The organism is Streptomyces sp. NPDC030183 (assembly GCF_055573455.1).
In genome coordinates this window covers 85,305-99,809 of record NZ_JBVIBK010000002.1, presented here as the reverse complement: position 1 = coordinate 99,809, position 14,505 = coordinate 85,305, and the positions used below count along the sequence as shown (strand labels likewise).

Annotated in this window: 13 protein-coding genes; 7 read left to right on the top strand and 6 right to left on the bottom strand. The window is 71.9% G+C overall.

All coding sequences use genetic code 11. The features are described 5' to 3' along the window. Window positions 1–95 precede the first annotated feature (95 nt). On the bottom strand, window positions 96–851 hold the full coding sequence (locus ACZ4Z2_RS03340) for an SDR family NAD(P)-dependent oxidoreductase (protein ID WP_468071849.1): 756 nt from the start codon (window positions 849–851) through the stop codon (window positions 96–98). A gap of 194 nt (window positions 852–1,045) precedes the next feature. Between ACZ4Z2_RS03340 and ACZ4Z2_RS03335 the strand changes: the two genes are divergently transcribed. Next, window positions 1,046–1,783: a hypothetical protein gene (locus tag ACZ4Z2_RS03335; RefSeq protein WP_468071847.1), complete on the top strand. Its 738-nt coding sequence runs from the start codon at window positions 1,046–1,048 to the stop codon at window positions 1,781–1,783. A gap of 140 nt (window positions 1,784–1,923) precedes the next feature. Beyond that, a complete protein-coding gene (locus ACZ4Z2_RS03330) occupies window positions 1,924–2,715 on the top strand; it encodes a hypothetical protein (RefSeq protein ID WP_468071845.1) in 792 nt (263 codons plus the stop codon). 122 nt (window positions 2,716–2,837) lie between these two features. Here the strand turns inward: ACZ4Z2_RS03330 and ACZ4Z2_RS03325 are convergent, their stop codons facing one another. From ACZ4Z2_RS03325 to ACZ4Z2_RS03315, 3 genes are all read right to left on the bottom strand, one after another. Further along, the gene (locus ACZ4Z2_RS03325) at window positions 2,838–3,542 is read right to left on the bottom strand and encodes a LuxR C-terminal-related transcriptional regulator (RefSeq protein ID WP_468071843.1); all 705 of its coding nucleotides are present in this window, start codon (window positions 3,540–3,542) and stop codon (window positions 2,838–2,840) included. Between the two features lie 118 nt (window positions 3,543–3,660). Next, a complete protein-coding gene (locus ACZ4Z2_RS03320; protein ID WP_468072329.1) occupies window positions 3,661–4,563 on the bottom strand; it encodes an LLM class F420-dependent oxidoreductase in 903 nt (300 codons plus the stop codon). Between the two features lie 85 nt (window positions 4,564–4,648). After that, entirely contained in the window at window positions 4,649–5,899 is a 1,251-nt protein-coding gene (locus tag ACZ4Z2_RS03315) for an amidohydrolase family protein (RefSeq protein ID WP_468071841.1), read from the bottom strand. A 199-nt stretch (window positions 5,900–6,098) separates the two neighbouring features. On the opposite strand from ACZ4Z2_RS03315, the gene afsR reads away from it, so the two are divergent. Together afsR and ACZ4Z2_RS03305 are read left to right on the top strand one after the other, a co-directional pair. Continuing rightward, the gene (gene afsR / locus ACZ4Z2_RS03310; protein ID WP_468071839.1) at window positions 6,099–9,203 is read left to right on the top strand and encodes an SARP-family global regulator AfsR; all 3,105 of its coding nucleotides are present in this window, start codon (window positions 6,099–6,101) and stop codon (window positions 9,201–9,203) included. A gap of 214 nt (window positions 9,204–9,417) precedes the next feature. Then, window positions 9,418–9,609: a sigma-like protein gene (locus ACZ4Z2_RS03305; RefSeq protein ID WP_468071837.1), complete on the top strand. Its 192-nt coding sequence runs from the start codon at window positions 9,418–9,420 to the stop codon at window positions 9,607–9,609. 141 nt (window positions 9,610–9,750) lie between these two features. On the opposite strand, the gene ACZ4Z2_RS03300 is transcribed toward ACZ4Z2_RS03305, so the two are convergent. Then, window positions 9,751–11,427: a FadD3 family acyl-CoA ligase gene (locus tag ACZ4Z2_RS03300; protein WP_468071835.1), complete on the bottom strand. Its 1,677-nt coding sequence runs from the start codon at window positions 11,425–11,427 to the stop codon at window positions 9,751–9,753. Between the two features lie 115 nt (window positions 11,428–11,542). Between ACZ4Z2_RS03300 and ACZ4Z2_RS03295 the strand changes: the two genes are divergently transcribed. Genes ACZ4Z2_RS03295 through ACZ4Z2_RS03285 form a run of 3 tightly spaced genes read left to right on the top strand, consistent with a single transcriptional unit; the run spans window position 11,543 to window position 13,926 of the window. Continuing rightward, a complete protein-coding gene (locus ACZ4Z2_RS03295) occupies window positions 11,543–12,691 on the top strand; it encodes a lipid-transfer protein (RefSeq protein WP_468072327.1) in 1,149 nt (382 codons plus the stop codon). Between the two features lie 42 nt (window positions 12,692–12,733). Further along, a complete protein-coding gene (locus ACZ4Z2_RS03290; RefSeq protein WP_468071833.1) occupies window positions 12,734–13,150 on the top strand; it encodes a Zn-ribbon domain-containing OB-fold protein in 417 nt (138 codons plus the stop codon). Next, window positions 13,147–13,926 carry an enoyl-CoA hydratase/isomerase family protein gene (locus tag ACZ4Z2_RS03285; protein WP_468071831.1) on the top strand — a complete coding sequence of 260 codons (780 nt, stop codon included), beginning with the start codon at window positions 13,147–13,149 and terminating at the stop codon, window positions 13,924–13,926. Before ACZ4Z2_RS03290 ends, ACZ4Z2_RS03285 begins: the two co-directional genes overlap by 4 nt. Window positions 13,927–13,956: 30 nt before the next feature. Here the strand turns inward: ACZ4Z2_RS03285 and ACZ4Z2_RS03280 are convergent, their stop codons facing one another. Further along, a complete protein-coding gene (locus tag ACZ4Z2_RS03280; RefSeq protein ID WP_468071829.1) occupies window positions 13,957–14,475 on the bottom strand; it encodes a hypothetical protein in 519 nt (172 codons plus the stop codon). Window positions 14,476–14,505 lie beyond the last annotated feature (30 nt).

Here is a 14,505-nt window from a genome sequence, read left to right as displayed (position 1 = left end):
TGACAGTGCGTCAGATTCTGGTACGGCCGACTGTTCCACCGGCCCCGTGGAGCGTCAATAGCTGATGGGCCGTCAGCTGTGCCGCCGGCCGGGGTTCAGAGGAGGCTGACCCCGGCCAGCCATCCGCCGTCGACCACGAAGGGCTGGCCGGTGATGTACGACGAGTCCTCGCAGGACAGGAACAGCGCCAGGCGGGCCACCTCCTCGGGCCTGCCGATCCGCCCGAGCGGGATGCGCTTGCGGTAGAGCTTGTCGACGGCCTCGGCGGACACCCCCTCCCCCGGATCGGTCATCGCGGTGTCGACGGCGCCGGGACAGACGGCGTTGACCCGGATGCCCTTGCGGGCCAGCTCCAGCGCGGCGACCCGGGTCAGGCCGACGATGGCGTGCTTGGTGGCGGCATAGGCGCCCACGTACGCCATGCCGGTCAGGCCCGTGTAGGACGCGGTGTTGACGATGGTGCCGCCGCCGGCCGCCTCGATCTCGGGGGCCAGGGTCCTGATCCCGAGGAAGACGCCGACCTGGTTGACCTGCACGACCCGCATGAACTCGTCGAGGGAGGTGTCGACGAGGGCGTTGAAGCGCAGGACTCCGGCGTTGTTGACGAGCCCGTCGACCCGGCCGTACGCCTCCTTGGCGGCGGCCGCGGCGGCCGTCCAGTCCTCCTCGCGGCCCACATCCAGGTGGACGTAGAGGGCGCCGATCTCCTTGGCGAGGGCCTCGCCCTGGTCGTCGAGGACGTCGGCGACGACGACCCGGGCGCCTTCCTCCCGGAACAGCCGGGCCTCCTGCTCCCCCTGACCCCGTGCGGCGCCTGTGACGAGGACGACACGTCCGTCGAGCTTGCCCATGTGGACTCCCTTCGCGCGGCATTGGCCGAGGTCAGCGTACCGCTGAACTGACGAACCGTCAGGTCCGCACAGACCGCTTGCATATGCGACCCAAGTGACCAACGAGTAGGGATATTTGACTCTGTCGAGGGTCTTTGCAGACCCCAATAATCCTCCATCGGAAGGTAAAGCCACCCCCAAGGAGTGAACGCGAGATGGCGAAGAGGCGGCTCAAGAACAAGAAGGTCCGGTACGTCGCGATCGGGGCCTCACTCGTCACGGGCGCGGCCGTGGCCACCGTACTCCTTCCTTCGGCCAACGCCGCCGAGGAACTGACAGCCGACCAGATCATGAGAAAGTGCGAGAGGACGGCGGTACTGAACGGGAAGAAGCAGACCACCGCCGATTTCCGCGGCGGTCTCGGGGACGGCTTCGAGTCCGACACCTGTGATTTCGTCGAGACCAAATTCGAGACATTCGACGGCCCCACCGAGAAGGTGACCGTCGACTTCCCGAACTGCGAGCCGAACGCCACCGCGCCGGCGAAGGTGACGACCGAGTTCTCGAAGGCGATCGGCCAGGGTCAGGGCAAGTACACCGTGACCCAGCAGGGCGCGCTCGGCGGCCTCTTCGGCGCTCTCAGCGGCTCCTGGGTCAAGCACAAGGGCACCCTGGACATGACCGTCAGGACGGCCACGGCCAGCGAGTCCGAGCAGCGGGAAGTGCCCGTCGGCAAGGTCATGCACGTGACGTTCACGCCGAAGATCCAGCGCATGACCGGCGAATGGCGCGTGCACATCGACGCCAGGCCCGGCGGCTTCGCCACCAACCCCACGCCCGAGCAGAACCTCGTCGCCGAGGAGGTCGTCGAGGGCCCGGTGATCCTGGCGAGCGCCGCGGGCACGCCCGGACTCGCGGACGGCACCTCCAAGGTCGTACTGGAGGACTGCTGACCGGCACCGGCCGGTCCCCCGCACCCGATGACACCCCACGGGATCCCTCACCGCCTCCCCCCTCCCGACGGTGCTCCCCCCTCCCCGGGAACACCTCCCCACCAGCATTTTCCGCTCGATCACCCGTGCAGGAGACACCCATGACGAACACCGGGCGCCGCGGCAGCCACCGCGGCAAGAAGAAGCGCATCACCCTCGCGCTGGCCCCGATCGCCGCCCTCGGCCTGGCCGTCCCGCTGATGTACAGCGCGGGCGCGGCCACCCCCGACGAGGTGGCCACGGACTGTCGTACGGACTCGGACAAACTGGAGAACTGCGAGTTCGTCGATGTCCAGGTCAAGCGGGACAGCCTCGGCCCCAACGAGCGGGTCACCAGCGTGAGCGACAACTGCGGAAGCACCACAGCGGCGACCAAGTCCTTCAGCGGAACGGCCTCCGTGACCCGCGTCATCCAGCTCGAGGACGGCTTCAGCGTCGACGGGAGCACGAAGCTCGGGAACTCGTTCTTCGAGATCGGCGTGAAGTTCGTGTCGCAGGAGATCAACATCAAGCGCGACGACACCACGTCCTCGTTCTCCTTCACCCGGAGCGACACGGTGCAGCCGGACCACATCGCCTTCTTCATGTGGTCCCACAAGCGCACCGACGTGAGCGGGTTCCTGAAGGCCACGTACAAGGAGGAGCAGGACGGCCAGAAGGTCTTCTTCTCCCCCAGCGAGGGCGCGGCCACCGTGCACGTCTTCTACCCGCAATTGCTGAAGAGCGGCACCCCGGACGGCCGGCTGTGGCTGCGCAATGTGAAGTGCGGATCGCCTCAGGCCAACGGCGTCATCAACAGCGAGAACAGTGCCCGAGCCGAACCCGGATTCGGCCAGGGCGGCAACAACGTGACCGATGTCGAGGTATCGCTCTCGGATGTCTCCGTGCAATAGAGGGTGAGAAAAGAAAATGGCGGGAAAGCCGACCGGTGTGCCATTCGGCCACCGGTCGGCTTGGATCCGGGCGAGCCTCCGCGAACAAGCGGAGGCTCGTTCTCATCTGCGAAGGGGTGTGTTCACACGCGGACCGTGGGGGTCGCGCCCAGCCAGCGGAGGACCGCCTCCGTGCCGCCCCGGACATCGAGCTTGGCGTAGATGTTGCTGAGGTTGTTGCGGACGGTCTTCTCGCTCAGCCGCAGCCGCAGCCCGATCTCCTGGGCGCCGAGACCGGTGGAGAGGAGCTCCATGATCTGCCGCTCCCGGGGCGAGAGCAGCGACCGCAGCCGCTCCACCGCCTCCCCGCCGTCCGGCATCCGCTGGGCCGCGTCGCGGAGGGCGGCGCAGGCGACGGGCGAGAGATACGTGTGCCCGACGGTCGCGGCCATGACGGCCGAGGAGAGCATGCAGGCGCAGTAGTCGCCCTCGACCAGATAGCCGGCCCCGCCCCGGAACACCTCGACCACCGTGTCGGTGTCCCTGCGGGGCGTCACCACGATCACCGGCGCGTTCATGGCCCCCATCGCGTTCAGCAGTTCGGCCAAGGAGCCGGACGGGTCGGCGCAGCGCAGGACCACGGCGTCCGCGCCGGACGCGCGCAGGCCACGGTAGGGCGGGTCCACGGGCACCGCGCGCGTGACGTACGGATCGTCGGGCTCGGGCCAGTCGGCGTGGGGCCAGTCGCCCTCGGCGCAGGCGAGCGCGACGGTCAGCCCACGCGACTGGGCTGCGGAAACGGTGGTGCCGGGGTGCCGGGAAGTGAGGACGTGCCGGGGGGATCGCACTTCGCGTGTCCTTCCGCCGAAGCCATGACGTACGTACATACGCGGCTCGGGCGGTAGTTGTTCGAAGTTTCAATAAGAGATTGTCTGGCTGTCAGACAGGTTGCTCCCGCACGGCCGGTCACAGCAGCGGAGCCACTCGCTGCCCGAACTCGCCCATCTGGTCGATGAGTTCGGCGCGCCCGCGGCTGCGGAACCGCACCTGCACCTGGTCCACCCCCATCGCCGCGTAGGCCCGGAGCGACTCCGCGAGTGCCTCCGGTGAGCCGCTGAGCGTACGGCGGCCGACGTCCCACGTCGGCTCCCCCACGTACAGCGGCTCGGTGATCGCGCCGACCGTGAAGGGCCCCGTCGCCCCCGCCTCCTGCCGCAGTCGCCGCAGCCGGGCGATCTGTTCCGGCAGCCGGTCGCGCGGGTCGCCCTGCGGCAGCCAGCCGTCGCCACGGACGGCGGCCCGGCGGACGGCCGCCGGGGAGGAGCCGCCGACCCACAGCGGCACCCGTGGCTGCGCCGGGCGGGGCCGCTGGCCCAGGTCCTCGAAGTCGTACAGCTCGCCGTGGTGGGAGGGGAACTCGTCCGGGCCCAGCGAGGCCCGCAGCGCGTCGACGCACTCGTCCAGGACGGCACCCCGCCGCTCGAAGTCGACCCCCAGTGCCTCGAACTCCTCCCGTACGTGCCCCGCGCCCACCCCGAGGACCAGCCGGCCCCCGGAGAGGTGGTCGAGGGTGGCGTACTGCTTGGCCGTGACGAGCGGGTGGCGCAGGCCGACGACGGCGACATGACTGAGGAGGCGGACCCGTTCGGTGACCCCGGCGAGGAAGCCGAGCGTGGCGACCGGGTCGTACCAGACCGTGCTCATCGCGGGCGCCAGGCGGCGCGGGACGGCCACGTGGTCGCAGACCGCCACGTACGCGAACCCCGCCCGGTCGGCGGCCCGCGCGATCTCCGCCAGGTCCTCCGGTCCGGCGTCCGCCTCCCAGGGCTCGGCGTAGAGGGTGCTCTGCGACTGGACGGGCAGCTGCATCCCGTAGCGGAGGGAGGCGCCGGTCCCGTTCACCTCGTGCACCCCGTGCCGCCCGGTCCCCTTCACGCCGTGACTCCGGTCCCGTTCACACCGTGCTCCCCGGACCCGGCCACAGGCCGTCCTCCGTCAGTCCCAGCAGGTCGATCGCGTTCCGGCGGACGATCCGGTCGACGACGTCGGGGGCGAGGTGCCCCATCTGGGACTCGCCGACCTCCCGCGACTTGGGCCAGGTGGAGTCGGAGTGCGGGTAGTCCGTCTCGTACAGGACGTTGCCCACCCCGATGGCGTCGAGGTTGCGCAGCCCGAACGCGTCGTCGAAGAAGCAGCCGAAGACATGCTCGGCGAACAGCTCGGACGGCGGCCGGTGGACCTTGTCCGCGACGCCGCCCCAGCCGCGGTTCTCCTCCCACACCACGTCCGCCCGCTCCAGGATGTACGGGATCCACCCGATCTGTCCCTCGGCGTACATGACCTTGAGGTTCGGGAACCGCTCGAACTTGCCGCTCATCAGCCAGTCGACCATCGAGAAGCAGCAGTTGGCGAAGGTGATCGTGGAGCCGACGGCGGGCGGCGCGTCGGCGGACGTGGACGGCATCCGGCTGCTGGAGCCGATGTGCATCGCGATGACCGTGCCCGTCTCGTCGCAGGCGGCGAGGAAGGGGTCCCAGTCGTCGGTGTGGATGGAGGGCAGACCCAGATACGGCGGTATCTCGGAGAACGCGACGGCCCGCACCCCGCGCGCGGCGTTGCGGCGGACCTCGGCGGCGGCGAGTTCGGCGTCCCACAGGGGGATGAGGGTGAGCGGGATGAGCCGGCCCCGCGCCTTCGGCCCGCACCACTCCTCCACCATCCAGTCGTTGTACGCCCGCACCCCCAGCAGACCCAGCTCATGGTCCGCGGCCTCGGTGAAGGTCTGGCCGCAGAAGCGCGGGAAGGTCGGGAAGCAGACGGCGGACTGGACGTGGTTGACGTCCATGTCGGCGAGGCGCTGCTCCACGTCGTACGAGCCGGGGCGCATCTGCTCGTACGTGATGATCTCCAGCTTGATCTCGTCCCTGGAGTAGCCGACGGCGGTGTCGAGGCGGGTCAGGGGGCGGTGCAGGTCCTCGTACACCCACCAGTCGCCGATGGGGCCGTCGTCGCCGGGGGCGCCCATGACGGGCCGGAAGCGGCCGCCGAGGAAGGTCATCTCCTTCAGCGGCGCGCGCACGATGCGGGGGCCTGTGTCCCGGTACTTCTCCGGGAGCCGGTCCTGCCAGACGTTGGGGGGCTCCACCGTGTGGTCGTCGACGGAGATGATCTTCGGGAATACCGTCTCGCTCTCCATGGTCTCCATGTGCGCCACGGTAGCGCCGATCTGACGGATCGTCAGCTCCCGTGTCGGTCATTGCCCCGCGCCCGGAGAGTCGAGGAGAGGTTGTGTGGACCTGGTGACATCCCGCCCGGCTCCCTGTGATCGGGGTCTCGCACGGCTGACGTATCTGCCATGAACAAGGCAAACTGGCCTCGATATCAGGTGGCCTTGGGGGGCGTCGATGGGCGGTGAGTCGCGAGTGCCGGAGGCTGGTGAGACGCGGGTGCCGGAGCAGCGGAGTTCCGTGGAAGGGGGGATTCCGGTGCCGGCGCCCGGACCCGCGGATCCGGATCCGGACGGCCATACGACCCGGGCCCCGGCCGCCCGCACGGCCCCGGTACCCGACGGCCACGCGGCCCCGGAGCCGGAGGCCGGGACCGCCACGGGGCTCCGGTTCAGCGTGCTCGGACCCGTGCGCGCCTGGCGCGGCAGCGAGCCCCTCGCCACCGGCTCGCCGCAGCAACGAGCCCTGCTGGCCGCGCTGTTGCTGCGCGAGGGCCGTACCGCCACCGCGAGCGAACTGATCGACGCGCTCTGGGGCGACGACCCGCCCTCCCAGGCGCTGGCCGCCGTCCGCACCTACGCCTCCCGGCTGCGCAAGGCCCTCTCCCCGGACGTGCTGGTGAGCGAGTCCGGCGGCTACGCGATCCGCTCCCTGTCGGGCGGCGCGCTCGACCTCACCGTCGCCCAGGACCTCGCCGCGGACGCCGAGAAGGCCAAGAGCTCCGGGGACCTGTACCAGGCCCGCACACTGCTGAACAAGGCGCTCGGCCTGTGGGACGGCGAGGTCCTGGCGAGCGTCCCCGGGCCGTACGCCGAGACCCAGCGGGCCCGCCTCGACGAATGGCGGCTCCAACTGGTGGAGTCCCGGCTCGACATGGACCTGGAGCAGGGCTGCCACGCCGAGGCCGTGTCCGAGCTGACCGCCCTGACCGCCGCGCACCCGCTGCGGGAGCGGCTGCGCGAACTGCTCATGCTCGCCCTTTACCGCAGCGGCCGGCAGGCGGAGGCCCTCGCCGTCTACGCCGACACCCGCCGCCTGCTCGCCGACGAACTCGGCGTGGACCCGCGACCCGGCCTGCGCGAACTCCAGCAGCGCATCCTGCGGGCCGACCCGACGCTCGCCGAGCCCTCCGCCCCGCTCGCCGCCGAGCCCGCGGCGAGCGCCGTGCGCCCCGCACAGCTCCCCGCCACCGTGCCCGACTTCACGGGCCGGTCCGCCTTCGTCTCCGAGCTGAGCGAGGTGCTGTCGGCCGCGTCCGCCTCCGAGGGCCAGGTCATGGCCGTCTCCGCGCTCGCGGGCATCGGCGGCGTCGGCAAGACGACCCTCGCCGTGCACGTGGCCCACCAGGCCCGGCCGGCCTTTCCCGACGGGCAGCTCTACGTCGACCTCCAGGGCGCCGGTGCCCGGCCCGCCGACCCGGAGACCGTGCTCGGCTCGTTCCTGCGGGCCCTCGGCACCGCCGACTCGGCGATCCCCGACTCGCTTCAGGAGCGGGCCGCGCTCTACCGGTCCGTACTGGACGGCCGCCGGGTCCTGGTCCTCCTCGACAACGCTCGCGACGCCGCCCAGGTCCGGCCCCTGCTGCCCGGCACGGCGGGCTGTGCGGCCCTCGTCACCGCCCGGGTCCGCATGGTCGACCTGGCCGGGGCGCACCTCGTCGACCTCGACGTCATGTCCCCCGACGAGGCGCTCCAGCTGTTCACCCGGATCGTCGGCGAGGAACGGGTCGCCGCCGAGCGGGAGGCAGCCCTCGACGTCGTGGCCGCCTGCGGCTTCCTGCCGCTCGCCATCCGTATCGCCGCGTCCCGCCTCGCCGCGCGCAGGACCTGGACGGTGTCGGTGCTCGCGGCCAAGCTCGCCGACGAACGGCGGCGGCTGGACGAGCTCCAGGCCGGCGACCTGGCTGTGAAGGCCACCTTCGAACTGGGCTACGGCCAGCTGGAGCCGGCCCAGGCCCGCGCCTTCCGTCTGCTGGGCCTGGCCGACGGCCCGGACATCTCGCTCGCCGCCGCGGCCGCCGTACTGGACCTCCCCCCGGAGGACACCGAGGACCTGCTGGAGATCCTCGTCGACACCTCCCTCCTGGAGTCCGCGGCGCCCGGCCGCTACCGCTTCCACGACCTGGTCCGGCTCTACGCGCGTGCGTGCGCCGAACGGGACGAGCAGTCGCCGGGCGAGCGGGAGGCGGCCATGTCGCGCCTGCTGGACTTCTACCTGGCGACGGCGGCACGGGTGTACGCCATCGAGCGGCCGGGGGACCGCACGGTCGCCCACCTGGAGAAGAGCCGTTACCAGGGGCGGGAGTTCGCCTCCGCCTCGGACGCGCTGGACTGGCTGCACGCGGAGGCGGAACCCCTCCTCGCCTGCGTCCAGCAGTCCCTCGGCCCGGCCACCCTCCGCCGCGCCGTCGACCTGCTGCTGGCCACCATCGACCTGGCCGAGTCCGGGGCCGGTTCCCGCCGCTACGAGCTGACGGCACTCGCCGCCCGCGACGCCGCCGCCCGGCTCGGCGACGCGCGCGCCGAGACCAGGGCCCGCATCACCCTGGCCCAGGTCCTCAGCCAGGCGGGCCGGTTCGACGAGGCGGAACGTGAGGCCCGGCGCGCCGACCGCGTCAACGAAACCGCCGACGACCCCTGGACGAGCGGCACCGCCCCCAACCAGCTGGGCATCATCGCCAACTGCACCGCCCGCTTCCCGGACGCCGAGGCGTTCCTGCTCAGAGCCATCGAGGCGTTCCAGGCCGACGGCAACAAGCCCGGCGAGGCCAGCGCCGTCTGCAACCTGTCCCGTTCCCTCGCCTCGATGGGCCGCACCGCCCAGGCCGTCGAACTCGCCCAGCGGGGCGTGGAGATCTACGACGAGCTGGGCCTCTCCGTACGCCTCGCGAACGCCCGCTACGCCTCGGGCACGGTACTCACCCAGGCGGGCCGCCTCCCCGAGGCCCTGGAGCAGCTCGACGCGGCCCTCCAGCTCTTCACCGAGAGCCGTCAGCGTCTCTGGGAGGGCACGACCCACTTCCGCATCGCCCAGGTCGACCTCGCCGCCCACCGCCCCGCGCAGGCGGCCCAGCGCGCCGAACAGGCCCTGGCCACCGGCTGCATCGGCGGCGACTGGATGCGGGCCAACGCCCTCACCCTGCTCGGCAAGGCCCTCCTGGCCCTCGGCCAGACGGACCGCGCCCGCGCCTGCTGGTCCGATGCCCTCACCCTCTACGAGGACTCGCGCTCCCCGGAGGCCGCCGAGGTGCGCGACCTGCTGCGCCCGCTGGCGGCGGCATGACGGGGTCCGGTCCTCCGGGGTCGTTCATCGAACGTTTATGGCGCCCTGCCACTGTGAAAGCAGTCGATCCGTCGTGTCGGGGGGCAGACGGGTCTCTCCGGCCTCACGGCTACCCTGAGGCCGCCTGGAACGCTCGTTCGGCGACGCCTGTCGGGGGAGCCGCCGAACGGGCGTTCCTCCCGAATGCAGTGTTCACTTGTGGGGAGTTCGAGCTATGAGCGAAGAGAAGAAGCAGGACCCGGAGATCGTCACGCTGGACCAGCACACCCCGGCCCCGCCGAGCATCGATCCGGAGCCCAGGAAGCTCGACCAGCACACCCCTGCCCCGCCGGCCGACCCGGAGATCACCACGCTCGACCAGCACACCCCTGCCCCGCCGGCGCTCAACCTCGGCGGCGACAAGTAGGACCACGGAGGACTTCCATCCCGACGGGGATCGGCCGCGGTGGCGCGGAGGGGGAGCCACCGCGGCCGAGTCGTGTGCGGGGCGGACATCGGGGGGGCGGGCGGCGGTCGGGGGCCGCTGCCCGCCGGGGGCCGGGGCGGATCAGATCGCCCGGCACCGGGCCCGGAGTTCGCCCTTCACCACCTTGCCGCTCGCGTTCCGCGGCAGGGCGCCGACGAACTCGACCGTCCTCGGCACCTTGTAGTTGGCCATCTCACGGCGTGACCAGGCGATCAGGTCGTCCGCCGTCAGCAGAGCGCCCGGCCTGCGGACGACGAACGCCTTGCCGACCTCCCCGAGGCGGGCGTCGGGGACGCCGATGACGGCGACGTCGGCGACGTCCGGGTGGAGGCCGAGAAGCTGCTCTATCTCGGCGGGGTAGGCGTTGAAGCCGCCCACGATGAACATGTCCTTGATCCGGTCGGTGATGCGGAGGTTGCCCGCCTCGTCCAGCACGCCGACGTCGCCCGTGTGCAGCCAGCCGTCGTCCGTGACGGCGCGGGCGGTCTCGCCGGGGTCCTCGAAGTAGCCGCGCATGACGTTGAAGCCGCGGACCAGGACCTCCCCGGGGGAGCCGGGCGGCAGCGGGGCGCCCGAGGGGTCCACGACCCTGACCTCGGTGCCGGGGACCGCCCGTCCGGAGGTCGAGGCGATCACCGAGGGCTCGTCGCCGCGCCGGCACATGGTGACGATCCCGCTCGCCTCCGACAGCCCGTACGCGGTGAGGACGGTGTCGACGCGCAGTTCCGTGCGCAGCCGTTCGACGAGCCGCAGCGGCACCACCGCCGCGCCGGTGACGACGAGGCGGAGGGCGGAGAGGTCGTAGTCGTCGCGGTCGGGGTGGTCCAGGAGCGACTGGTGCAGGGTCGGCGGGCCGGGGAGGACGGAGACGCGTTCGGCGGCCACGTTGGCCATGGCCGTCCGCACGTTGAACACGGGCTGCGGGATCATCGTCGCGCCCCGCATGAGGCAGGCGATCACACCGGCCTTGTAGCCGAAGGTGTGGAAGAAGGGGTTGACGATCAGATAGCGGTCGCCCCGGCGGAGCCCGGCGAGCCGGCACCACACCTCGTAGGCGCGCAGGGTCTGCGCGTGGGTGATGACGGCGCCCTTGGGGCGGCCGGTCGTGCCGGAGGTGAAGATGATGTCGGACGGTGCGTCGCCGTCCAGTGCCGCCGCCCGCGCCCGTACCGTCGCGGCCGGGATGCCGTCGCCGCCGGCGAGGAAGTCCTTCCAGGTACGGAAGTCGGTGGGCGCGTCGTCGGCGAGGACGACGACCTGTTCCAGGTGCGGGAGGCCGGGCAGCGGTCCGCCGCCCACCACCGACGGACCCGCCGCCCGCCGCAGCACCCCCTGCCCGGCCGCCCGCCGCAGCGACGCCACGTAGGAGGTGCCGAGGAACGTGCCGGTGACGAAGAGGAGTTTCGCCCGGCTGCGGGCCAGGACGTCCGCGGTCTCGGTGCCCTTGAACCGGGTGTTCAGCGGGACGAGCACCGCCCCGGCGCAGACGGCGCCGAGCGCGGCGGTGATCCAGTCCAGGGAGTTGGGCGCCCAGATGCCCACCCGGTCGCCGGGTCGCACCCCGGCGGCGACGCACGCGGCCGCCGCCCGTTCGACGCGGGCGCCGAGTTCGGCGTACGACACCCGTGTCCGCCCCTCGACGACCGCCTCGGTCCCGCCGTACCGCTCGGCGGCGGCGCGGACCAGTCCCGGGATGGTCCCCCACTCCAGGTCACCGCGTGCCTCCGCGTCGCCGCGTCCTTCCGAGTCACCGCGCACAGCCCGCCTCCGTACCCGAAATCCCTGTAGCTGACTGACCGTCAGATTAGCTGTACGCTGACGGACTGTCAGCAGCGAGCGACGCCCCGGTGCGGAGGTGTGCCCCATGGCTCCCATGGCCGTGCTCAAGGACGCGACAGCGATCGTCGGCATCGGCCAGACCCCCTTCGCCAAACACCTCCCGGAGACCGAACGGGCGTTGGCGTGCCGGGCGATCCTCGCGGCGCTGGACGACGCCGGGATCGCGCCGGACGAGGTCGACGCGCTCGCCTCGTACACGATGGAGGAGACGGACGAGGTCGAGGTGGCCAAGGCCCTCGGCCTCGGTGACCTCACCTTCTTCAGCAAGGTCGGTTACGGCGGCGGCGGTTCGTGCGCCACGGTCGCGCACCTGGCTGCCGCGATCGCCACCGGTCAGGCCACGGTCGGCGTCGCCTGGCGGTCCCGCAAACGCGGCTCGGGCCCCCGCCCGTGGAAGAACACCACGGTCCAACTGCCCACCCCCGCCCAGTGGACGAGACCCTTCGGGCTGCTGCGGCCCGCCGACGAGATAGCCATGCTGGCCCGCCGCCACATGCACGAGTACGGCACCACCCGCGACCACCTCTTCAACGTCGCCCTGGCCTGCCGCAACCGGGCCAACCAGAACCCGGCCGCGATCATGTACGACCGTCCGCTGACCCGCGAGATGTACATGACCTCCCGGTGGATCAGCGAGCCCCTGTGCCTCTTCGACAACTGCCTGGAGACCGACGGCGCGCTGGCGTGCGTCCTCGTCTCCGCCGAGCGCGCCCGCGACTGCCGCCGGACCCCCGTCTACGTCCACTCCGCCGCCCAGGGCCTGCCCGCCCAGCACCACGGCATGGTCAACTACTGGAACGACGACCCGCTGACCGGCCCCGCCTGGACCGCCGCCCGGCATCTGTGGAAGCACGCGGACCTCACCCCGGACGACATCGACGTGGCCCAGATCTACGACGCGTTCACCGCCCTCATCCCCCTCTCCCTGGAGGGCTACGGCTTCTGCGCCCGCGGCGAGGGCGGCGCCTTCACCGAGGGCGGCGCCCTGGAGATCGGCGGCCGGCTCCCCCTCAACACCTCCGGGGGCGGCCTCAGCGAGGCGTATGTGCACGGGTTCAACCTGATCACCGAGGGCGTACGGCAGTTGCGCGGCACGAGTACCGCCCAGGTGCCCGGCGCGGCGACCTGCCTGGTGACGGCGGGCGAGGGCGTACCGACCTCGGCCCTGCTGCTGCGCAACTGAGCCAGTCGACAAGGACGCAGGACGAGCGAGGGAGACGAAGGCATGCTGACACCGGTCGTGGACGTCGACGGCGCCCCGTTCTGGGAGTACGCCGCCCGCGGCGAGCTGCGGGTCCAGTCCTGCGCCGACTGCGGCGAGCCGCGCTTCCCGCCCCGGCCCTGCTGCCCGCACTGCCGGTCCTTCACCGTCGAGTGGCGGCCCGTGAGCGGCCGGGGCCGCATCTGGTCGTACGTGTTCCCGCACCCGCCGCTGCTCCCCGACTACGCCGAGCAGGCCCCCTACAACGTGATCCTCGTCGAGCTGGCCGACGCCCCGCGCATCCGGCTCGTCGGCAACCTGGTCAGCGAGCCGGGGGCCCGCCTGGACTCCGTGCCCGCCGACCGCATCCGCATCGGGGCGCGCGTGCAGGCCGTATTCACCCCGGAGGGCCTGCCCCAGTGGGTTCTGGAGCGGCCGTGACCGTGCGCCTGACCACCGACAAGGACACGGGCGTCGCGCTGCTGACCCTGGACCGCCCGGAGAGGCTCAACGCGATCGACACGGACATGGCGGAGCAACTGAGCATGCGCTGGCGGGAGTTGCGGTTCGACGACACCGTGCGGGCGGTCGTCGTCACCGGAGCGGGCGGGCGGGCCTTCTGCACGGGCCTCGACCGCGACACGGCGGCCGAGGTGCCGCAGCCGAGCTCCCCCTACGCGATCGACGATCCGCTGCTGTCGGTCGGCCCGAAGGCGAACGACTTCTGGAAGCCGGTGATCGCGGCCGTCGACGGCATGGCCTGCGGGGGCGCGTTCTATCTGCTGGGCGAGGCGGAGTTCGTGATCGCGGGCTCGACGGCCACCTTCTTCGATCCGCACACCGCGTACGGCATGGTCAGCGCCTTCGAGTCGATCCTCATGGCCCAGCGGATGCCGTTCGGGGAGGCGGCCCGCATGGCGCTGATGGGCACCGCCGAGCGGATGTCGGCCCGCCGGGCGTACGAGGTGGGGCTGGTGTCGGAGGTGACGGAACCGGGGCAGGCGGTGGCGGCGGCCGTGCGGTGCGCGGAGGTCGTCGCCGGGTACCCGACGGAGGCCGTACAGGGCACGGTACGGGCCTGCTGGGCGGCCCGGGAGGCGGCGCGGACGCACGCCCTCGCGTACGCGCCGCACCTGATCTCGCTGGGCAACCTGCCCGCCGACCGGCAGTCCGAGCTGTTCGCCGGACGCCGACCGGGCGGGTTCCGGGTGCGGTGAGCCCCGGGCGGGGCGGCCCAGAAGGAGGGCTCAGAAGGAGGAGCGCTCCAGGTCGGTCAGCTTGCAGCTGCCGCCGCTCGCGCCGCCGTCCTCGACCGCGCCGGCGGGCGCCTTCACGTCGATGGTGGCGGACTCGCCCGGCGGCACCGAGGGGATGAGGTTGTCCTCGGCGGTGTGCAGGACACTGCCGCTCGCGTCCGTGAACTCCAGGTCGAACGTGTAGGAGTACGTGGCGCTGGAGCTGCTGTTGGTGGCGCGGACGCGGGAGACGAGACCGTTGTCGTAGGTGCAGGTCTCGATCTTCAGGTCCCTCGCGGCGCCGCGCTTGGAGCTCGACGAGCCGCCCGTCCCCAGGGTGGTGCTGCCGCCCGAGGTGGACGAGGAACCGCTGTCGGAGCCGCCGGAGGTGCTGGAGCCGCCGCTGGAGCTGGACGAGCTGGACGAGGACGAGCCGCCCGAGCAGCCTCCGCCGCCGGAGCCGCGGGCTCCGGTGAGGGCGATGACGGCGATACCGAAGACGGCGACGGCACGGATGTGACGGGACTTCACGTGTTCAACCCCCGTTGAAACGTTGCGAAA